The sequence below is a fragment of the Streptomyces sp. NPDC014727 genome (assembly GCF_043083485.1).
Taxonomy (GTDB): Bacteria; Actinomycetota; Actinomycetes; order Streptomycetales; family Streptomycetaceae; genus Streptomyces.
Genome location: NZ_JBIBYR010000001.1, coordinates 208,246 through 228,246 on the forward strand (window position 1 = coordinate 208,246; position 20,001 = coordinate 228,246).

Here is a 20,001-nt window from a genome sequence, read left to right on the forward strand (position 1 = left end):
TCCCCCGGGCGACCGCGGCCTCCTGACGACACGGCCCGGCGGGCCCCGCGGCCCGTTCGCACGGGTCGCCCAGGCCATGGGCGGCGGGGCACGGAGGGCAGGTAGCCTTTCCTTGTGCCCCGTCTGTCTGAAGTCCTCGCCGAGCTCGACGCTCTCTGGCCGCCCGAGCGGGCCGAAGGATGGGACGCGGTCGGCACCGTCTGCGGAGACCCCGGTTCCAACGTCGACCGTGTGCTCTTCGCCGTCGACCCCGTCCAGGAGATCGTCGACGAGGCGCTCAGGCTGGGCGCCCAGCTGATCGTCACCCACCACCCCCTCTATCTGCGGGGTACGACGACGGTCGCGGCCGACACCTTCAAGGGCCGGGTCGTGCACACCCTCATCAAGCACGACGTCGCGCTGCACGTCGCGCACACCAACGCCGACACCGCCGATCCGGGTGTCTCCGACGCCCTCGCCGGCGCGCTCGACCTGCGCGTGGAGGGACCCCTCGTACCGGACCCGGCCGACCCCAAGGGCCGTCGCGGCCTCGGCCGGATCTGTGTGCTCGACCACCCCGAGAGCCTGGCCGACTTCGCCGCCCGCGCCGCGGCGCGGCTGCCCGCCACCGCGCAGGGCATCCGGCTCGCGGGGGACCCGACGGCGACGGTGCGCACCGTCGCGGTGAGCGGCGGCTCCGGCGACAGCCTCTTCGACGCGGTGCGCGCGGCGGGCGTGGACGCCTTCCTCACCGCCGACCTGCGCCACCACCCGGCCTCCGAAGCCATCCAGCACTCCCCGCTCGGCCTGATCGACGCCGCGCACTGGGCCACCGAATGGCCCTGGTGCGAACAGGCCGCGGCGCAGCTCGACGCGATTTCCGACCGCCATGGATGGGGCCTTCGGGTCCATGTCTCGAAGCAGGTCACCGACCCCTGGACCACCACCACCCACCACTCTTCTGGAGCCCCCAACTGAACGCCGCGCCCGCCGACCAGATCCGACTCCTCGACGTCCAGGCCCTCGACGTACGTCTGTCGCAGCTTGCGCACCGGCGCAAGTCGTTGCCCGAGCACACCGAGATCGAGACGCTCATGCGCGACCTCGCGCAACTGCGTGACCTGCTGGTCGCCTCGCAGACCGAGGAGAGCGACACCGCCCGCGAGCAGACGAAGGCGGAGCAGGACGTCGACCAGGTGCGCCAGCGCGCCACCCGCGACCAGCAGCGCCTCGACTCGGGTGCGGTCACCTCCCCGAAGGACCTGGAGAGCCTTCAGCGTGAGATCGCCTCACTGGCCAAGCGGCAGGGCGACCTGGAGGACGTCGTCCTCGAAGTGATGGAGCGCCGCGAGTCCGCCCAGGAGCGCGTCGCCGAACTGTCCGACCGGGTCTCCGCCGTCCAGGCCAAGGCCGACGACGCGACCGCCCGCCGCGATGCCGCGACCAAGGGGCTCGACGAGGAGACCGCGACCGTCACCAAGGAGCGCGAGCTCGTCGCCGGTTCCGTCCCCGCGGACCTGCTGAAGCTGTACGACAAGCTCCGCGTCCAGCAGGGCGGGGTCGGTGCCGCCCGCCTCTACCAGCGCCGCTGCGAGGGCTGCCGTCTCGAACTGAACATCACCGAGGTCAACGATGTGAAGGCGGCCTCCCCGGACACCGTCCTGCGCTGCGAGAACTGCCGCCGCATCCTGGTCCGTACGGCGGAGTCGGGCCTGTAATGACCCAGCCGCGCCAGCTCGTCGTCGAGGCCGACGGCGGTTCCCGGGGCAATCCCGGGCCCGCCGGTTACGGAGCGGTCGTCATCGACCCGGTGACGGGGGAGACCCTTGCCGAGGCCGCCGAGTACATCGGCGTCGCGACGAACAACGTCGCCGAGTACAAGGGCCTCATCGCGGGTCTGAAGGCGGCGAAGGCGCTGGTGCCGGACGCCTCGGCGGACGGTGCGCTGCGGGTGCGGGTCCGGATGGACTCCAAGCTGGTCGTGGAGCAGATGTCGGGCCGCTGGAAGATCAAGCACCCCGACATGAAGCCGCTCGCGGCCGAGGCCGCCAGGATCCTGCCGGCCTCCGTCGTCACGTACGAGTGGATCCCGCGCGAGCAGAACAAGCACGCGGACCGGCTGGCCAACGAGGCGATGGACGCCGGCAGGCGCGGCGAACAGTGGGAGCCGTCGTCGTCGACGGCCGCCCTCGACACTCCCCGGCCCTCGACGACCGCCGACCTGCCGCCCGTCTCCGGTCCGCCCGGTGATGCGGCGGCGGGCGCGGCCAGGGCCCGTGCGGCACTGTCCGCCCGGCCGGGAGCCGGAACGGCGGCGGAACCGGCCGCGGCAGCCGCGTCCCCGTCCGCCCCTCGGCTGGGCTGGGGTGCGGCGCCCGATCTCGGGGCGCCCGCCACCTTCGTACTGCTCCGGCACGGCGAGACGGCCCTCACCCCCGAAAAGCGGTTCTCCGGCAGCGGCGGCAGCGACCCCGAACTCTCGGCGACCGGCCGCCACCAGGCCGAACTCGTCGCCCGGTCGCTGGCTGACCGGGGCACGATCGAGGAGATCGTCAGCTCCCCCCTGCGCCGCTGCCGCGAGACGGCGGCCACGGTGGCGTCCCGGCTCGGTCTGGAGGTCCGGATCGAGGACGGCCTGCGCGAGACGGACTTCGGCGCCTGGGAGGGGCTGACGTTCGCCGAGGTGCGTGAGCGTTACGGCCCCGACCTGGACGCCTGGCTCGGCTCCGCGAAGGCGGCCCCCACCGGCGGTGGCGAGAGCTTCGCCGAGGTCACCCGTCGCGTCGCCGCCACCCGCGACCGCCTCACCGCCCGTTACGCGGGCCGCACGGTCCTCCTGGTCACCCATGTGACGCCGATCAAGACCCTGGTCCGGCTGGCGCTCGGCGCCCCGCCGGAGGCCATGTTCCGGATGGAACTCTCGGCGGCGTCGGTGTCCGCGGTGGCGTACTACGCGGACGGGAACATGTCGCTCAGGCTGCTGAACGACACCTCGCATCTGAGGTAGGAGGCAGGGGGCGCGGCAGTAGGCGTCCGCAACCGGTGCCCGCCGCGCCGGGAGCCGGCCGTCGTGCCCGCGCCCGCCTCCGTCAGGCGCGCAGCGCCGCCGCCTCGCTCGCCAGCCGTTCCACCCGGGCCCAGTCCTTCGCCGCCACCGCTTCCGCCGGGATCATCCAACTGCCGCCCACGCAGCCGACGTTGGGCAGCTTCAGATACGACGGTGCCAAGGTGGGCGAGATGCCGCCCGTCGGGCAGAACCGGGCCTGCGGCAGCGGCGAGGAGAGCGCCTTCAGATACGCCGTGCCGCCCGCCGCCTCGGCGGGGAAGAATTTCATCTCGGTGATCCCGCGCTCCAGCAGCGCGACCACCTCGGAGGTCGTGGACACGCCCGGCAGGAACGGCACCCCCGACGCCTTCATCGCGTCCAGCAGTGCGTCCGTCCAGCCGGGGCTGACCAGGAACCGGGCCCCCGCGGCGACGGTGTCGGAGACGTTCGACACGGAGATCACCGTGCCGGCGCCGACCACCGCGTCCGGCACCTCGGCCGCGATGGCCTTGATCGCGTCCAGGGCCGCGGCGGTGCGCAGCGTCACCTCGATGGCCGGGAGCCCGCCCGCGACCAGGGCCCTGGCGAGCGGCACCGCGTCGGCGGCGTCCTCCAGGACGACAACGGGGACGACGGGGGCAAGGTCCAGCACAGAGGAGGTCATGCGCCCCATCTTGCGTGCCCGCAGCATCGTACGCAACGAACGTTGCGCATGTTGCAATGCATGGACTCCCGGATCAGTGGATCTCGGTGACCACGACATCGAGCGACCACGCACGCCCGGCCCGCGCGGGGGCCTCGGCCTCCACCACGTACCCGAGTTCCCGCAAGGTCTCCACCAGCTCCGCGGGCCCCTTCGGCCGTGCGCCCGCCACCAGCAGATCGCGGACCAACCGTCCCTTCGTCGCCTTGTTGAAGTGGCTGACCACGGACCGCTTCTCGACCCCGCCCGCCATCTGGGAGTGCAGAACGCGCACACTCGCCGTGCGCTCAGCCACCTCACCCTTCGGCTTCCAGGCCGCGGTGTACGCGGACGACCGCAGGTCCAGAACGAGCCCGTCCTCAGCCGCCTCCGGCAGGACCTGCGCCATCGGGCCGCGCCAGTACGCCCCGAGCGCGCCGAGCCCCGGCAGCTTCACACCCATCGAGCAGCGGTACGAAGGAATCCGGTCGCCCACCCGCACGGCGCCCCACAGCCCGGAGAAAACCAGCAAGGACTTTCCGGCCCGCCGCTTGGCCGCCGCGTCCAGCGAAGCCAGATCGAGGGCGTCGTACAGCACCCCCGTGTAGATCTCCCCGGCCGGACGCGTCCCCGCCGTCCGCAGTTCGACGTTCTTCGCGATCTCGCCGCGCAGCCCCTCGCTCAGCCCGAGCACCTCACGGGCCTTCTCCTCGTCCGCCGCGCACAGCTCGACCAGTTCCTCGAGGACCGCGGCCCGCGACGCGGCCAGACCCGGCAGCGACAGCGACTCCGGCTTCAGGGGAGCCCCGCGTCCCGACGCGGCCTTTCCTTCGGAGGGCGGCAACAGCACGAGCACGGCGGTTCTCCTTCTTACGGGCAGGCGGGCGGGCCGCGCAGGCCCGCGCCCCAGCGTACGGGGGCGCCGGAGGCCGACCGGAGCCTGTCCGGCACCCGGGATGCCGCCCCGCCCGACCCGCCATACGCTCGATCCATGCCCCGCCGCCATCTCCACATGACCGGGCCGGCCGACACTCCGCTGAGGGCGGCCCTGCGCAAGCTGCGCACCGAACTCGGACTGCCCCACGGCTTCCCGCCCGACGTCCTCGCCGAGGCGGCGCAGGCAGCGGTGGCCCCGGCGGTGTCGAGCCACAAGGACGCGACGGACCTGCCGCTCTTCACCATCGACCCGCCCAGATCGGCCGACCTCGACCAGGCCGTGCATCTCGAACGCCGCCGTCACGGCTTCCGCGTGCACTACGCCATCGCCGATGTCGCCGCCTTCGTACGCCCGGGTGGCGCACTCGATGCCGAGGCCCACCGCAGGGTGACGACCCTCTACTTCCCCGACGGCAAGGTCCCCCTCCACCCCACCTCGCTCTCCGAGGGCGCCGCCAGCCTTCTCCCCGGACAGACCCGCCCCGCCGCGCTCTGGCAGATCGACCTCGACGCCGAGGGCGCCGTCGTCGCCACCTCGGTGCACCGGGCCCTCGTCCGCAGCCGCGCCAAACTCGACTACGCGGGCGTCCAGCGGCAGATCGACACGGGCACCGCCGAAGAGCCCGTGGCACTGCTCCGGGACATCGGACGGCTCCGCGAGGAGCAGGAGGTCGCCCGCGGCGGCATCTCCCTCAACGTGCCCGAGCAGGAGGTCGTCGCGCGCGACAGCACCTACGGCCTGGAATACCGTGCTCCGTTGCCCGCCGAGGGCTGGAACGCCCAGATCTCCCTGCTGACCGGCATGGCCGCTGCCCACCTCATGGCGGAGAGCGGGACCGGCGTCCTGCGGACCCTGCCGGTCGCTCCGGACGGCGCCGTGGCCCGGCTCCGCCGCTCGGCCGAGGCGCTGCGCATCGACTGGCCGCACCACGTCCCGTACGCCCAGGTCGTCCGCTCCCTCGACCCGAGGAAGGCCCACCACGCCGCGTTCCTCCAGGAGTGCACCACACTGCTGCGCGGCGCCGGCTACACCGCCTTCGAACACGGTGAACTCCCCACCCCCGCCGTCCACGCCGCGGTCGCCGACCTCTACACCCACTGCACCGCCCCGCTGCGCCGCCTGGTCGACCGGTACGCGGCCGAGCTGTGCCTCGCCGCGGTCGCCGAACACGAGCCGCCCGAATGGGTCCTCGCCGCCCTGCCCGGCCTGCCGAAGGAGATGGCGGACGGCACCAGGCGCGCCAACACGGTGGAGCGCGAGTGCGTCGACGTGGTCGAGGCCGCGCTGCTCAAGGACCGGATCGGCGAGGTCTTCGACGCGTACGTGGTCGACGTGCTGGACCAGGAGCCCACCACGGGCACCGTCCACATCGACGTCCCGGCCGTCGTCGCCCGGGTCGAGGGCGGCACGGAGAAGCTTCCGCTGGGGGAGCGGCTGCGGGTCAGGCTCGCCCAGGCGGATCCTGGCACCGCGAAGGTCCTCTTCGCCCCCGTGTGAGCGCGGCCACGGCGGCGCCCGGGTCATCCGCATGGAACCGCACCGTCCGCGCCCACCCGCGCCTCCCGAGCGGCCGGACGAACTCCAACGGGGAGTCCAGCTCCACGGTCACCGTCGTCTGACCGCCCACGACGAGGTCGAGCACCCCGTCCGCCTCCGTCCGCACCGGCCCGCCCTCGGGGTATCTCCGCTCGACCCGTGCGCCGGCCACCGCGCCGGCGGGAACCCGCAGGTCGAACAACCCTCCGTACCGAATGCGCAGCGCCCCGTCGGCGTCCACGACATGCGGCCGGGTCACACACGCGGCGTGGAAGGCGAGAACCAGGACCACCCCGTACACATCGACCACGAGGAGCACCGCGTGGACGACCGGCCACGGGACCAGCAGAGCCAGCATCACCGTCTCGACCACGGCGACGAAGGCCAGACCGTACAGCATCGCGGTCTGGGGCCCGGTGTACGGGACGGCGAGGGCGCCCTCCGGCACACCGTGCCGCCGCCGCAGCACCCACAGCCCGAGACTGTGCAGGCCGCGCACCTCGTGCGCGACGAGACGGCGCACCTTGTCGGGTACGACGGCACGGAGCGCCGCGCCCATCGCCGCCCGCCGTCCCGCACCGGCCCGCCGCCCCGCGCGCCAGAGCCGCCACAGGGCCATGGCCTCGAACCCGAGCACGCCGATCACCAGGGCCTCGGCCCCGAGCAGAACCGCCCCCGGGACCCGGACCCCCGCCAGCAGGCAGCCGGCCAGGCCCAGCTCGACCGTCAGCGCGGCGCCCACGGCCCACCGCGCGATCCGTGCGCTCATCCCGTCCCCCTCCCCGCCACACGCGCCGCCAGGGCCGCCATCACCCGGCGCACCACCTCGGCCTGCGCCGGCGCGTATTCGTCGAGCAGGGCCTGGCCGAACCCCGCTGTGACCGGTCCGTCGGAGGGGATCGCCGCCAGCACCTCGTCCGGCACGGCGGCGGCCAGGTCGGCGGCGAGCGGGGCGACCCGGGGATCGTCCTCGGGCGCCCCGACCAGTGCGTCCAGCCGCTCGTACAGCGCGTTCGCGGCCGGATCCTCGGCCAGTGGCCTCATCGCGGCGTAGACCTCGCTGCTGATGCCCGCCGTGTCCAGGAGCACCAGGTGCTCGCGGTCCTTGGCGGCCGTCGGGGAGTCGGTGGCCGCGGCCGCGCCCAGCAGCTCGGCCAGCGAGGGCGATACGGGCTCCTCGGCGCTCACCGGCCCGTCCAGCAGCCGGGCCAGCCGGCGCCGCCGCTCCCGGATCTCGTCCTCCTGCCGGGCCAGGTCGGCATCCAACTCGACGATCACGTCGACGAGTTCACGCCCGGAGTCGTCGGCGAGGACGTCCCGTACCTCGTCCAGCCCGAGCCCGAGCTCGGTGAGACGCCGGATCCGGGCCAGCACCACGGCGTCCCGCACGCCGTAGGCGCGATAGCCATTGGGCCGGCGTGCGGGCTCGGGAAGCAGTCCGATGTGGTGGTAGTGCCGGATCGCCCGCGAGGTGACCCCGACGAGCGCGGCGATCTCTCCGATGCGCATGGAGCCAGTAGAAACCTTGACGCTGCGGCAAGGTCAACCGCCACCCCACCCGTCCGCATCCGACAACCGCGCTCCCTCCTGTGCCACGATCGAGGGAAGCACTCCCATCTCACGGACGGCGGATCCATCGATGTCCCAATCTGGCGAGCGACCGAGGAAGGGGCGTGACATGACTGCCATGCCGCACGAACCGCTCACGCAGGCGGACGTCCTGCTGGAGGGCTTCCTGGCGCTGGATACGCCGGAGGGCTTCCGGGCCGAGCTCATCGAGGGGGAGATTGTCGTGACGCCGCCGCCGGACGGGGACCACGAGGACTACATCAGCCTGATCCTGAAACAAGTGATCAGGCTCGCCGGGACCGACATGGACTTCTCCGGGAACAAGGGACTGAAACTGAAAAGTGGTGGCCGCTGTCCCAGGAACCACGTCATCCCCGATGGCACCTTCGCCCCCACCGAGCTGCGTCTGTACCGGGGAGCGGACCCCTGGATGCCGTGCGAGGGGGTGGCCCTCGTGGTCGAGGTCACCTCGACCAAGCCCCGGGCCGACCGCACGGACAAGCGACACTGCTACGCCCGCGGACCCATCCCCCTGTACCTGCTGGTCGACCGCGAGGAGTCCTCGGTGACGCTGTTCAGCGAGCCGGAAGGGGACGACTACCGTCAGCACTGCACGATCCCGTTCGGCAAGTCGCTCACCCTTCCGGCCCCCTTCGCCTTCGACCTGGAGACCGAGGCGTTCGTCTGAGCCACCCCGTCCGGCGCCCCCGGCCGGGCGGGTAGCATGGTCGGCACGGCAGACGAGCCGGGCGGACGGCCGCGTGGGGATCCTCGGATCTCCCCGAGGAACGTCCGGGCTCCACAGGGCAGGGTGATGGCTAACGGCCACCCGGGGTGACCCGCGGGACAGTGCCACAGAAAACAGACCGCCGGGGACCTCGGTCCTCGGTAAGGGTGAAACGGTGGTGTAAGAGACCACCAGCGCCTGAGGTGACTCAGGCGGCTAGGTAAACCCCACCCGGAGCAAGGTCAAGAGGGGCCGTCGCGAGACGGCCCTGCGCGAATGTTCGAGGGCTGCCCGCCCGAGTTCGCGGGTAGACCGCACGAGGCCGGCAGCAATGCCGGTCCTAGATGGATGGCCGTCTCCCCGGCCGCCGCGAGGCGACCGGGCGACAGAACCCGGCGTACAGCCCGACTCGTCTGCCGCCAACAGCGGCTTTTCTTTCGAAAGGGCCTCCGACCTGCGTCGGAGGCCTCCTTTTCGTCGGCCCCGAGCTTCGGGTCCACGGGATCGAAGGGCTGAGGATCATTGATGCCTCGGTCTTCCCGTCCGTTCCGTCGGCGCATACCGTCGCCACCGTGTACGTCGTAACCGAACACGCCGCGGACGTGCTGCATACTCGCCCCTGAAGCGCCCGAAAGCACTGTTTCGAGAGGAAACCGGTAGGAGCGTGTTATCGACCAGGCTCACGGAGAAGTTCACCGTCCGGTACCCGTTCGTCTGTGCCGGGATGGCTTTCGCGGGTGGCACCGCGGAACTGGCGGTGGCCGTTTCCGAAGCGGGGGCATCGGTGCGGTGGGTGCAGGACTGATGCCCCCGGACAGGCTCCGGCAGATCATCCACGAGATCCGCAGAGGTGTGGGAACCGCTCCGTTCTATTCGGAGTCCGCGACACGTCAGGTCCTGGACATATACGGCCGAAGCTTTCGGGAGGGGGCCGTCCTGTGGCGGACCACGGACAAGCCCGGTGGGGCGCTGAACTACCGCTTCTACGAGAGGAAGCAGACGGATACTGTCGGAACAGCCGTCCGGGGCGGTCTGCTGAGTGCCGACAACAGGGCAGCTGATCTGATATCCGCCTGGAGTTCCCTCTACCGGGGTAGTTCGACTGAATTGTGCGACTTCGATGCCGCACGGGGGCTCGTCAAGACGTGGGTGTACCTGGGTGGTCTGCGCCCGATGGAGGAGATCCTCGGAAATCCGGGTGTTCCTCGGTCCATCCATCGGCACGAAGGACTCTTCCGCGATCTGGGACTGAAGTCCGTCCGCCATGTCGCGGTGGATTACCAACATGACACAGCCAACCTGTATTTCCGTACGGCCAAGGCCATCACGCCAGATGAGTGCGAACGCCTCCTGTCCCTCGTGAAGAGCGGTCTTCCGGAAGCGGCGGTATTCGACGACATGGCCAACTTCACGGCACCGAACGGTTTCACCTTCTCCGTCACGATGTCGATCGACACCGGCGAAGTGGAGCGCATCGCCTTCTACGCGCTGAAGCTTCCTGCCGGACGGTTCCCTCGCGTCGGTGAGAGGCTGACAGCCTTTTTCGCGTCGGCCCCGTCGTACGACGACGAGGAGATGAACGCGGTGGCCTGGTCGTTCGGGAAGGGTAACAACTACATCAAGGCAGAACGCAGTTACTGCGGGCGTCTGGTGCCCCTCATGAGGGAATGGAACAGCCCCATGACCGACCCGACCAGGACCCTGTGAGCACGGACGGCACGCCCGCGGAAACCCCCCGGGCGTCTCGGCCCGAGAGCCGGCGCGATGGCCAGGACAGGCCGTTGTACGAGGCAGGTGTACTCGGCCACGGGAGACATGGAGAGCGTGAACGGCTCCGTCTGCTCGAGCAACTGAGTGACCCCACGGCCATCGGCATTTTTGAGGAACTGGGGATCGAAGCGGATTGGTGCTGCGTCGAAGTCGGAGCGGGCAGCGGCTCGATCGCCCAATGGCTCGCATCGCGCTGCCCGCAGGGACACGTGGTCGCCACGGATCTGGACATCGGGCTTCTCCAAGGGATGCCCACGCGCGCCAACCTCACCACTCTCCGGCACGACGTGACCCGGGACGACTTTCCGGCCAGGTCCCAGAACCTTGTCCACGCCCGGGCGGTACTGACCCATCTGCCCGCCCCGGACAAGGTCCTGGGCCGAATGACATCATGGCTTGCACCCGGAGGCTGGGTCGTGATCGAGGATCCGACCTACATGCCGCCCGAAATCTCCCCTTACCCTGAATTCGCCTCGCTTCTGCGGGGCTGCGAGAGGCTCCTCGAGCAGACGCAGGGCACGGACAGTTCATGGGCCAGGCGCGTCCCCGCCGCGATGGCCGCCTGTGGACTGACCGGCATCCAGATGTCGGTCCGAGTCGGGGTGTGCGGGAACGGCGACAAGGAGGACGATTTCTGGCGCTTGTGCTTCGCCCGGACCGCCCCGGCCCTCATCGAGACCGGGTTGATGACCGCGAGGGAGATCGAGAAGGGCATCGCGCACCTGGACCGACCCGGCTTCAACGACGTGGCGTGGATGGTCATCTCCTGCTGGGGCCAACTCCCGTACCCACTCTGACGACAGCACTCCGGGCTTACCGGCAGGGCCCGGGACAGGCACCGTGCTGCGGCCGGTCGGTCGTTGCCCGTTTTCCGCCTCGATCGAGGGGCTGCGGGATGGGCCGGGTGTCAGTCGGGTTCGCCTTCGGGGGTCGCGACGCGCCGGAACGTTGCGGTGAGTCGAGTCAGGTCCTGGCCGCTGAAGTGGTCCATGAGATGCCGCCGCACGCTGACCAGGAACGTCGGCCACGCCTGTTCGAGGCGGGCGAGGCCGGCGTCGGTCAGGACGGCGTTCCAACCCCGCCCGTCCTGGGCGCACTTGGTGCGCTCGGCCCAGCCCTGCTTCTCCAGCCGGGTGACGACGCGGGTCATCCCGCTCAGGGAGAGGTTGCAGGCCGCCGCGAGCTCGCTCATCCGCATCGATCTCTCCGGCACCTCGGACAGGTGCATCAGGGGCGTGTACTCGGAGAGCGGGAGTCCGGCTTCCCGCACGATGTCGGCGTCGACCGCACGGGGCAGCGCCAGCATGACGCGGCTCAGCTCACGCACAAACGCCTCCTCGCTCGCGTCGAGGGGCTGCGGTGGCTGCTGGTCGGAGGGCATTTCCCCACCCTATCTCCTTGACAGGTCAAGGAGATAGGAGTGCGAACCAGCCTCACCTCCACCCCGTCTCCACCTCGCCTCGTCACACCCCATCGCCATCGACAGAGTCCTTGACGGGTCAAGAGACTTCGTATGTACTTGCTGCGTCAAGTAAATGCTTGACGGAGCAAGTAGATGCCCGACTGCTCAGGTTCGAGCAGCCCAGGAAGAGAACGGTGAGGCCACCATGACCAAGATCGGCATCATTCTCGGAAGCACCCGCCCGGGACGGAACGGCGAGGCCGTCGCCCGCTGGGTGCACGAGAACGCCGCCCGGCGCACCGACGCCGAGTTCGAACTCGTCGACCTGCTGGACTACAAGCTCCCGCTGCTCGACGAGCCGTACCCGGCGTCGATGGGCCAGTACACCCAGCCGCACACCCTGGCCTGGGCGCAGAAGATCGCGTCCTTCGACGGCTTCGTGTTCGTCACCCCCGAGTACAACCATTCGGTGCCCGGCGCGCTGAAGAACGTCATCGACTACCTCCACGCCGAGTGGGCCAACAAGTCCGTCGGCTTCGTCAGCTACGGCTCAGTCGGCGGCACCCGCGCCGTGGAGCACCTGCGGCTCGTCGCCGGTGAAATCCAGCTGGCCGACGTGCGCTCGCAGGTCGCCCTCTCCCTCTTCCACGACTTCGAGGATTTCAGCGTCTTCAAGCCCATCGACGCCCAGCGCGACGCCCTCGCCACCACCCTCGACCAGGTCATCGCCTGGGCCGAAGCACTCGCCCCGTTGCGCACCCGGTGACCGCGCGCTCCCGACAACTCGCCCGCCAGGAGTCACTCCCTCACCAGGAGGTCAGATGACCGCCAAGAAGTCCTCCCGAGCCGCATCCGCCCCCACTGCCGGCCCCGGTACCAGCCGGCGCAGGGTGGTCGGCGCCCTCACCGGCCTCGGTGCCGCTGCGGCGCTCGTCGGCGCCGCCGCACCGGCCGAGGCGCAGAACCGGGGATCACACGGCGACCTGTCCGAGTCGCCCGGATCCCGCCTCTCGCCACGACAGGTCGCCGCGGGGTTCTACGCCAGCTACAACGGGGACCTGGCCGCCGGATTCGAGCGCTACGTCTCCAAGGACCTCGTCCTTCACGGGTTCGACGGCCCCGACGAGCGCTCGGCCTGGATCGCGGGCGACCTCGAACTGAAGGCGGCACTCACCGGCTACCGGCTGGAAGTGTTCGACCAGATCGCCGAGGGCACCAAGGTGGTCACCCGCTGGAGCCTCGGCGGCATCCACACGGGAACGGTCCTGGGAATCCCCCCGTCCGGCCGCGAGGTCCACCTCAGCGGCATCTCCATCGACCGCGTGGTGCACGGCCAGTCCGTCGAGCACTGGTCGGAGGGGAACTTCGGCAGGTTCCTGCAGATACTCCGCGGCGAGACCGACTGACAGCTCGTCATCGGCATGGTCCTGTGCGCGGCAGGCGCGGCACACACTCGAAGAACCGACCAGGAGGCAACACATGAAGCAGCTCATCAGCCGACGCGCGCTCGTCGGCGGCACACTCTCCGGGGGCGCGCTGGCGCTCGCGTCCGCCGGCCCCTCCTTCGCTGTCGCGAGCGGCGACAGGGCGAAGCACATCGTGAGGGAGTTCTACGAGAGCTATCGCCTGCGCGACCTGCCGACAACCTGGGACCGCTACATCCACCCGGACGCCGTGATGCACGTGCCGGGCTTCGACCGGCAGTCCTGGCTGGAGTTCGACAGCAAGCTGGTCGCGGCCTTCGACGACCTCGCCATCACGGTGTTCGACCAGCTCGCCGAGGGCGACAAGGTGGCGACCCGCTGGCTCCTGGGCGGACACCACACCGGACAGTTCCTCGACCACCCCCCGACCGGGCGGTACGCGTCCTTCACCGCGACCACGGTCGACCGGGTCGAGGACCAGAAGATCATCGAGCACTGGTCCGACGCAGACTTCACGGCCTTCCTCCAGGAGCTGGCGGCGTAGCCGCTCCACCATCAGGCCCAGCGAGCCGGGGTCCCACCGGGCCAGGAAAGGCCCGGAGGCAGGGCCAATACCCGGCGTACAGCCCGACTCGTCTGCCGTCCCGACCTGTGACAGGTCGGGACGGATTCTTCGTCGTGGAACGACGAGCCCCTTCGCGGTCGCCCTCGGGCGGCAGACCGAAGGGTGACCGGGCCGCGTTCAGCCGGTGCCGTCGGGGTGGAGGACGACCTTGGTCCAGCCGTCGTCCCGGGCGTCGAAGTGCTGGTAGCCGCTGGGCGCCTGGTCCAGCGGCAGCTCGTGGGAGACGATCCACGAAGGCTTCGCCTTGCCCTGCTCGATCAACGCGCACAGCTGGCGGTTGTAGGCCTTGACGTTTGCCTGACCCGTGCCCATCGACTGGCCCTTGAACCAGTACAGGCCGTAGTCGAAGGCGACCTCGCCGTCCTCCTTGTACAGCTTGTCCGGACTGCCGGGATCATGGGGCAGGAAGACACCCACGACCCCGATGCTGCCGGTGAACTTCACCGAGTGCACCAGGTTGTTCAGCGTCAGATTCGGGTGCTCGCGCCCCTGCGCGTCGTGAGCCTGGTAGCCCACGCACTCGCACCCGCGGTCCGCGCCCAGCCCGTTGGTGTGCTCGTTGACCTGGTCGATCGGTGAGGCCTTGGAGTCGTCGATGGGGATCGCGCCGATCTCCTCGGCCAGACGCAGCCGGTCAGGATGACGGTCCACCACCATCACCTTCGCGGCACTCTTGAGGTTCGCCGACAGCGCCGCCATCAGGCCGACGGGGCCGGCACCGTAGATGACGACGGTCTCACCCGGCTGCACACCGGCGAGTTCGGTGCAGTGCCAGCCGGTCGGGAAGATGTCGGACAGCATCACGTAATCGGTCTGCTTCTCCCGGGCCTCTTCCGGGAGCACCAGACAATTGGAGTCGCCGTACGGAACCCGCAGGAACTCCGCCTGACCACCGTTGTACGGGCCCATCCCCGCGAAGCCGTACGCGGCACCGGCCATCTTGGGATCCACGGGCGTCGTCAGACAGAACGCCGTCAGTCCCCTGTCGCAGTTGCGGCAGAAACCGCAACTGATGTTGAACGGAAGACAGACCAGGTCCCCCACCCTGACCCGGTCCACACCGTCGCCGACCTCGACGACCTCACCCATGTTCTCGTGGCCCAGGACACGCCCCGTCTCCATGTCCGTACGCCCCTCGTACATGTGGAGGTCCGACCCGCAGATGTTCGTGGAAGTGATCTTCACCAGCACATCCGTCGGCCGCTCGATCCTCGCGTCCGGCACGTCCTTCACGCTCACCGAATGCGGTCCGTCGTACACCAGCGCCTTCATGGGTGACTCTCCTTCTTTTCGGCGTTCCGAATCTCGATCTAAGGGATTCATGGCCTGTGATTTCTGTACCTGCGCGGTACCGGCATGAATTCTCGGAGAAACCCTCATCGAAAGAAGCGGAGGCGGCGAGAAGAATCACCGTGAGCCGCGCGTCGCCACCGGCCGACCTGGTTCCGTCGACTCGCCGGTCACAGCCTGGAGGTACGGCCCTGCCGGGCAACCCCTTCAAGCGTCCCACCGGGGTACTGCATGTCAACCCGGGAAAGTGCGGTGATCACGTTGTCGTGCGGGAATCACCTGCGACACAGGCGCGACAGCCGAACAGGGGTTGCTGTGCCGGGCCGCCTCATGGGGCACCATCTGGTTCAGGCGTTCCCAGGGAAAGGTTCTCCATGACCGATCGTGCCGATGGAAGACGCGGGTCTCTGCTGGCGGTGAGCGACCTCCACGTCGGGGTGACGGACAACCGTCCCATCACCGAGTCCCTGCGGCCGGAATCGGACGAGGACTGGCTCATCGTCGCCGGTGATGTCGCGGAGCAGGTCGAGGACGTCGCATGGGCACTGCGGCTGCTCGCAGGCCGCTATGCGCAGGTGATCTGGACCCCGGGGAACCATGAGCTGTGGACGACCAAGCACGACCGCGTGCAGCTGCGAGGCCAGGAAAGATACGAGCATCTGGTCGAGTTGTGCCGGGGCCTTGGCGTGACCACTCCGGAGGACCCCTACCCGCTGTGGCCCGGTCCCGAGGGGCCGGTGGCCGTCGCGCCCGTGTTCGTGCTCTACGACTACAGCTTCCGGGCGCCGGGCACGACGACCAAGGAGGAGTCCCTGGCGTATGCGCGGGGGACGGGGGTGGTGTGCACCGACGAGTTCCTGCTGCACCCCGACCCGTACCCGAGCCGTGATGCCTGGTGCCGGGCGCGGGTGGCGGAGACGGAGCGGCGCCTGGCCGCACACGATCCGGAGATTCCGCTGGTCGTCGCCGGCCACTGGCCCCTGGTCCGCCGGCCGATGGACGTCCTGACGTATCCCGAGTTCGCCCAGTGGTGCGGCACCGAGCTCACCGCCGACTGGCACCGGCGCTTCAATGTGGCGGCCATGGTCTACGGACATCTGCACATCCCCCGTACGACCTGGTACGACGGGGTGCGCTTCGAGGAGGTCTCCATCGGCTACCCCAGGGAGTGGCGCCAACGGGGCCATCCCAGGGGACTGCTGCGGCGGATCCTCCCGTACGACGAGGGCGTCACCGCGCCGGATCCGGCCGTGGGCCATGACTTCATGACTTCCCGGGGGCCCGGCGAACCGTAGAACTCCGCGTTCCGTTCCGTCCCGAGCTCGTCCTCCAGCTTCCGAGGACGTCTCCTGGGTAGGGTGACCCGGCTGCCGATCGACGAGCGGAGGGGCCCCGTGACCTCAGAAGAACACCGTCACACCCGCAGGATGGTCTTCGGCGAGGTGGCCGAGGCGTACGACGCCGGCCGCTCCGGATACGCGGAGTCGATGGCCGCCGAGGTGCTCGCGTACGCGGACCTGGGGGACCGCGGGGCCGTGGAGGTCGGCGCGGGCACCGGCAAGGCCACGGTGCCGTTCGCCGCACGGGGGGTTCCACTGGTGTGCGTCGAACCCGATGCACGCATGGCCGAGGTGCTGCGCCGCAACACCGCCGGACATCCGAACGTCCGGATCGAGGTCGGCGACTTCGAGCAGTGGCAACCGGGCGGTCGGCGCCACGGGTTGCTGTTCGCCGCCTCGGCCTGGAACTGGCTGGACCGCGAGCGGCGCTGGGACCTGGTGCACGCCGCTCTCGCGCCCGGCGGGGCGACGGCGCTGATCTTCGGTCCGCACGGAATCCATGACGCAGGCCTGCGTGCCGCACTGGCGGACATCGGTGCCCGCCACGGTGTGAAGGGTTCCCCGCACCGATTCCTGGCCCGTGACCTCCTGGGCGGTGAGCCGGGGAGCTGGGACCGGCGCTGGCCGGAGGCGGAATGCCGCCGCGACGGCCGCTTCACCGAGCTGCGTTCGGTCCGGTTCGGGCGGGATCTGCGGTACGGAACCGAGCGGTACCTCCGCCATCTGGACTCGCTCTCCGCCTATCGCGGGCTGCCCGCCGAGAGCCGGGCGCAGGCGCTGGACGAGATCGGCCGGCTGCTCGACGCGCACGGCGGCGGCATCGACGTGCACCAGGCCACCGACATCTTCCTCGCCCGCGCCCGCTGACCCGGCTCCCCTCCGTCAGCCCGGCGCGCCGGCCTGGCTGGGCACCGACCCCATGGTGCTGATCAAACGCTCGCCCCGGTCCTCGGCCATGTCGAGCGTGGCCAGCACCGCCGGGGTCGAGATGCTCGGCAGCACGTAGTGCAGCAGGACCGAGATCCGTCGGCCCAAGTCCTCGCGCTTGCAGAGGGCTTGGGACATCGCCTGAATGCCCGAGAAGGAGCCGGCCAGCATTTCGGCGGTCTCGCGGGGGTTGACGTGCGGCAGGAGCTCGCCCTGGCTCCCCGCGGCGGTCAGCAGATGTTCGAGCCGGTCTATCCAGGCGCGGAACGGGGTGCCCCGGTCGAGCCCCTCCACCGCCTGGTCCATGGCCAGTCCCACGCTGGCGCGCACCAGCGGTTCATGGCGGAGCCGGTGGGCGAGCAGCATGCCCTGATCCACCAATTCCTGAAGCTTCGTCAGTTGCGGGGGCGGTGGATCACTGTCCAGTTGCACATCCATCACCCCGAGAGCCAGGTCTTCCTTCGAGGTGAAATGGAAGTAGAGCGCACCCTTGGTGACACCCGCACGCGCGAGGATTTCGCTGATGGTGGCGCTGCTGTAGCCGCGTTCATCGAAAACGGCGGCGGCCGCCACCAGGATCGACCGTCGAGTCTGGATCGCGCGCGCCTGCTGTGCCATCAGCTACGAGTCTCTCTCAGTCGTGGCGTGGTCAGCACCACTGGGATATGGCTGGATAGGAAAACCGGACTGTCAGTATCTTACTGCGGGGGCTGCCTGCCCTCCCGGTATGGATCCTCTGGGAGGAAAATTCATGGTTCAGCTCACCTCGCACAGTGCTTCGTCCTCCGTGGAGGGTGTCGGGTCCGCCGAATCCACCGGGGTCCCCGGAGCGGAGGGGGCGGCATCGAGGGGGAGACGGGCCGAGACGGATCTCCTGGGGCCGCTGGTCCACCGGTCCGATGGCGAGGACATCTTTCCCACCGGCTGGACCCGGCAGACCGAGACCCAGTTCTCGGTGTCGGCCCGCTGGCCGCACGCGCACCGCTTCTTCGCCCCCGTGTCGGGCCGCCACCAGGACCCGCTGCTGATCGCGGAAACCATGCGTCAGACGACGATGCTCCTGGGGCACGCGGCGTTCGACGTCCCGATGGGGGACCAGTTCGTGATGTGGGAGCTGGCGTACGTCTCCGAGCCCGATCAGCTGCTGGTGGGGGAGGCGCCCTGGGACATCACCGTGGACGTGTCCTGCTCCCGGATCCGGCGGCGCGGCCGGAGCATCGGCTCCATGCACGTCGAACTGCTCCTGCACCGCCTCGGCACCGTTCTCGCCAGCGGCGGCGGACGTATCAGCTGCACCTCGGCCAGGGTGTACGGCAGGTTGCGGGGCGACCGGCAGCACGTCATCGGTGCCCCGATACCCCTCCTGCCCGCCGTCGCGCCGGGCGAGGTGGGCAGGACCGATGAGCGCGACGTCGTCCTGGCGCCGACGTCGCGGCACAACGTCTGGCAGCTTCGGCTCGACACCACGCATCCGACGCTCTTCGCCCGGCCCAACGACCATGTGCCGGGCATTCTGCTGCTGGAGGCGGCCCGTCAGGCGGCCGTCGCCGTCACCCCGGGCCGCTACTTCCTCCCGGTTTCGGTGCGGACGGACTTCGTCCGGTACGTGGAACTCGACCGCCCGTGCTGGGTCGAGGCCCGGCTCGTGCCGGCCGGCGACCGCACGGCGGCCGGGGTGCGGGTCTCGGCGACACAGGACGGTGAGACGGTCTTCAGCTGCACCCTCGAATCCCCGGACCCGCGCCACGATGTGGTGGGCGATCGAGGGAGCCGGCGGGACGACCGGCAGAATGACCCGTCATGACATCGCGCATACTCATCACCGGAGCGACCGGTTTCATCGGCGGCCACGTGGTGGCCGAGGCCCGGTCCGTCCCCGGTCTCCGGCTGCGTCTGATGACCCACCGGACCGTCCTCGCCGCACCCACCGGGCCCGACGCCGAGACGGTCTACGGGGATCTCGCCGATCCCGCGACGCTGCACGGCAGTTGCGAGGGCGTCGACGCGTTGATCCACTGCGCCTCCTCGATCGGCGGTGACGAACCGACCGCCCGGTCCGTGAACGATCAAGGAACTCGTGCGCTGATGGAAGAGGCGGCCCGCTGCGGGGTCACCCGGATCATCCATCTGAGCACGGCATCCGTCTACGGCCGGGGGCCGTTCACCCGGCTGCGGCCCGGACAGGCCGAGCCCGCCGCGGCCTCGGCCACCAGCATGACCCGGGCCGCCGCCGAGCGGCACGTCCTCGCGGCCGGCGGCGCCGTCGTGCGCCCGCACATCGTGTACGGGGCCGGGGACCGCTGGGCCGTGCCCGGACTGGTCGGGCTGCTCCGGCAGCTCTCGGCCGGTCTGACCGGGTGCGAGGCGCGGCACTCGATGATCGACGTCCGGTCGCTGGGCAGGGCGCTGCTGAGTGCGGCGCTCTCCCCGAAGGAGACGGCCGGGGTCTACCACGTCAACCACCCCGAACCGGTGAGCTGTTCGCAGTTGCTGTCCACGGTCGTCGACGGGCTGCGGCTGCCCTGGGGAGCCACGGGCGTCGACGTGGACACGGCCCGTGAACGGCTCGCCGGTGTCCCGTACGCCCTGCACCACCTCGGCATGCTCGCCGTGGACCACTGGTTCACGGACGAACGGGTCGGCCAGGACTTCGACTGGGAGCCGGGCGAGGGGTTCACGGCCGCGTTCGCCCGGTACGCCCCGTGGTACCGAGGGCACCTCGGCCGGTGACCGCCCGCGGGGCGTGC

22 protein-coding genes and 1 other RNA gene are annotated in these 20,001 nt (G+C 70.3%); 16 read left to right on the forward strand and 7 right to left on the reverse strand.

Annotated features, from left to right (window positions below; translation table 11 throughout):
* Window positions 1–114 precede the first annotated feature (114 nt).
* The 3 genes from ACF1B9_RS00985 to ACF1B9_RS00995 are packed head-to-tail and all read left to right on the forward strand — an operon-like array spanning window position 115 to window position 2,986.
* Window positions 115–957 (forward strand): Nif3-like dinuclear metal center hexameric protein, encoded by an 843-nt coding sequence (locus ACF1B9_RS00985; protein ID WP_391742046.1) that lies wholly within the window; start codon window positions 115–117, stop codon window positions 955–957.
* Window positions 954–1,697: a C4-type zinc ribbon domain-containing protein gene (locus ACF1B9_RS00990; RefSeq protein ID WP_351079745.1), complete on the forward strand. Its 744-nt coding sequence runs from the start codon at window positions 954–956 to the stop codon at window positions 1,695–1,697. The genes ACF1B9_RS00985 and ACF1B9_RS00990 overlap by 4 nt, the downstream gene beginning before the upstream one ends.
* Window positions 1,697–2,986 (forward strand): bifunctional RNase H/acid phosphatase, encoded by a 1,290-nt coding sequence (locus tag ACF1B9_RS00995; protein WP_391742044.1) that lies wholly within the window; start codon window positions 1,697–1,699, stop codon window positions 2,984–2,986. The genes ACF1B9_RS00990 and ACF1B9_RS00995 overlap by 1 nt, the downstream gene beginning before the upstream one ends.
* Before the next feature lie 82 nt (window positions 2,987–3,068).
* Here ACF1B9_RS00995 and eda read toward each other — a convergent pair whose 3' ends face one another.
* Entirely contained in the window at window positions 3,069–3,689 is a 621-nt protein-coding gene (gene eda, locus ACF1B9_RS01000) for a bifunctional 4-hydroxy-2-oxoglutarate aldolase/2-dehydro-3-deoxy-phosphogluconate aldolase (protein WP_391742043.1), read from the reverse strand.
* Window positions 3,690–3,762: 73 nt separating this feature from the next.
* Window positions 3,763–4,563 carry a peroxide stress protein YaaA gene (yaaA, locus tag ACF1B9_RS01005; protein ID WP_391742041.1) on the reverse strand — a complete coding sequence of 267 codons (801 nt, stop codon included), beginning with the start codon at window positions 4,561–4,563 and terminating at the stop codon, window positions 3,763–3,765.
* A gap of 135 nt (window positions 4,564–4,698) precedes the next feature.
* Between yaaA and ACF1B9_RS01010 the strand changes: the two genes are divergently transcribed.
* Window positions 4,699–6,141, forward strand: coding sequence for an RNB domain-containing ribonuclease (locus ACF1B9_RS01010; protein WP_391742040.1), 1,443 nt, complete (start codon window positions 4,699–4,701; stop codon window positions 6,139–6,141).
* On the opposite strand, the gene ACF1B9_RS01015 is transcribed toward ACF1B9_RS01010, so the two are convergent.
* Window positions 6,086–6,949 carry a hypothetical protein gene (locus ACF1B9_RS01015; RefSeq protein WP_391742039.1) on the reverse strand — a complete coding sequence of 288 codons (864 nt, stop codon included), beginning with the start codon at window positions 6,947–6,949 and terminating at the stop codon, window positions 6,086–6,088. The two genes, ACF1B9_RS01010 and ACF1B9_RS01015, sit on opposite strands and share 56 nt — an antisense overlap.
* A complete protein-coding gene (locus tag ACF1B9_RS01020) occupies window positions 6,946–7,689 on the reverse strand; it encodes a MerR family transcriptional regulator (RefSeq protein ID WP_391742038.1) in 744 nt (247 codons plus the stop codon). The genes ACF1B9_RS01015 and ACF1B9_RS01020 overlap by 4 nt, the downstream gene beginning before the upstream one ends.
* 178 nt (window positions 7,690–7,867) lie before the next feature.
* On the opposite strand from ACF1B9_RS01020, the gene ACF1B9_RS01025 reads away from it, so the two are divergent.
* The 5 genes from ACF1B9_RS01025 to ACF1B9_RS01045 all read left to right on the forward strand — a co-directional run bounded on the left by ACF1B9_RS01025 (window position 7,868) and on the right by ACF1B9_RS01045 (window position 11,043).
* On the forward strand, window positions 7,868–8,437 hold the full coding sequence (locus tag ACF1B9_RS01025) for a Uma2 family endonuclease (protein WP_391742286.1): 570 nt from the start codon (window positions 7,868–7,870) through the stop codon (window positions 8,435–8,437).
* A gap of 53 nt (window positions 8,438–8,490) precedes the next feature.
* Window positions 8,491–8,892: RNase P RNA component class A (rnpB, locus tag ACF1B9_RS01030), an RNA gene on the forward strand.
* Window positions 8,890–9,099 (forward strand): GMC oxidoreductase, encoded by a 210-nt coding sequence (locus ACF1B9_RS01035; RefSeq protein WP_391742284.1) that lies wholly within the window; start codon window positions 8,890–8,892, stop codon window positions 9,097–9,099. The genes rnpB and ACF1B9_RS01035 overlap by 3 nt, the downstream gene beginning before the upstream one ends.
* Before the next feature lie 181 nt (window positions 9,100–9,280).
* Window positions 9,281–10,183, forward strand: a complete 903-nt coding sequence (locus tag ACF1B9_RS01040; RefSeq protein WP_391742037.1) for an aromatic prenyltransferase — start codon at window positions 9,281–9,283, stop codon at window positions 10,181–10,183.
* Window positions 10,180–11,043 carry a class I SAM-dependent methyltransferase gene (locus tag ACF1B9_RS01045; protein ID WP_391795886.1) on the forward strand — a complete coding sequence of 288 codons (864 nt, stop codon included), beginning with the start codon at window positions 10,180–10,182 and terminating at the stop codon, window positions 11,041–11,043. Before ACF1B9_RS01040 ends, ACF1B9_RS01045 begins: the two co-directional genes overlap by 4 nt.
* Window positions 11,044–11,153: 110 nt before the next feature.
* On the opposite strand, the gene ACF1B9_RS01050 is transcribed toward ACF1B9_RS01045, so the two are convergent.
* A complete protein-coding gene (locus ACF1B9_RS01050; protein WP_391742035.1) occupies window positions 11,154–11,627 on the reverse strand; it encodes a MarR family winged helix-turn-helix transcriptional regulator in 474 nt (157 codons plus the stop codon).
* A gap of 226 nt (window positions 11,628–11,853) precedes the next feature.
* Between ACF1B9_RS01050 and ACF1B9_RS01055 the strand changes: the two genes are divergently transcribed.
* From ACF1B9_RS01055 to ACF1B9_RS01065, 3 genes are all read left to right on the forward strand, one after another.
* Entirely contained in the window at window positions 11,854–12,414 is a 561-nt protein-coding gene (locus ACF1B9_RS01055) for an NADPH-dependent FMN reductase (RefSeq protein WP_391742034.1), read from the forward strand.
* 55 nt (window positions 12,415–12,469) lie between these two features.
* Entirely contained in the window at window positions 12,470–13,054 is a 585-nt protein-coding gene (locus ACF1B9_RS01060; RefSeq protein WP_391742033.1) for an ester cyclase, read from the forward strand.
* A gap of 73 nt (window positions 13,055–13,127) precedes the next feature.
* Window positions 13,128–13,616, forward strand: a complete 489-nt coding sequence (locus tag ACF1B9_RS01065; RefSeq protein WP_391742032.1) for an ester cyclase — start codon at window positions 13,128–13,130, stop codon at window positions 13,614–13,616.
* Window positions 13,617–13,814: 198 nt separating this feature from the next.
* Here ACF1B9_RS01065 and ACF1B9_RS01070 read toward each other — a convergent pair whose 3' ends face one another.
* Window positions 13,815–14,969: a glutathione-independent formaldehyde dehydrogenase gene (locus ACF1B9_RS01070; protein ID WP_391742030.1), complete on the reverse strand. Its 1,155-nt coding sequence runs from the start codon at window positions 14,967–14,969 to the stop codon at window positions 13,815–13,817.
* Between the two features lie 392 nt (window positions 14,970–15,361).
* On the opposite strand from ACF1B9_RS01070, the gene ACF1B9_RS01075 reads away from it, so the two are divergent.
* Entirely contained in the window at window positions 15,362–16,282 is a 921-nt protein-coding gene (locus ACF1B9_RS01075) for a metallophosphoesterase family protein (protein ID WP_391742029.1), read from the forward strand.
* Between the two features lie 99 nt (window positions 16,283–16,381).
* Entirely contained in the window at window positions 16,382–17,194 is an 813-nt protein-coding gene (locus ACF1B9_RS01080) for a class I SAM-dependent methyltransferase (RefSeq protein WP_391742028.1), read from the forward strand.
* 15 nt (window positions 17,195–17,209) lie between these two features.
* Here ACF1B9_RS01080 and ACF1B9_RS01085 read toward each other — a convergent pair whose 3' ends face one another.
* Window positions 17,210–17,872 (reverse strand): ScbR family autoregulator-binding transcription factor, encoded by a 663-nt coding sequence (locus ACF1B9_RS01085; protein ID WP_391742026.1) that lies wholly within the window; start codon window positions 17,870–17,872, stop codon window positions 17,210–17,212.
* A 133-nt stretch (window positions 17,873–18,005) separates the two neighbouring features.
* Here ACF1B9_RS01085 and ACF1B9_RS01090 point away from each other — a divergent pair, with 133 nt between their 5' ends.
* Window positions 18,006–19,058 carry a ScbA/BarX family gamma-butyrolactone biosynthesis protein gene (locus ACF1B9_RS01090; protein ID WP_391742025.1) on the forward strand — a complete coding sequence of 351 codons (1,053 nt, stop codon included), beginning with the start codon at window positions 18,006–18,008 and terminating at the stop codon, window positions 19,056–19,058.
* On the forward strand, window positions 19,055–19,984 hold the full coding sequence (locus ACF1B9_RS01095; protein ID WP_391742023.1) for an NAD-dependent epimerase/dehydratase family protein: 930 nt from the start codon (window positions 19,055–19,057) through the stop codon (window positions 19,982–19,984). The genes ACF1B9_RS01090 and ACF1B9_RS01095 overlap by 4 nt, the downstream gene beginning before the upstream one ends.
* Window positions 19,985–20,001: the final 17 nt, after the last annotated feature.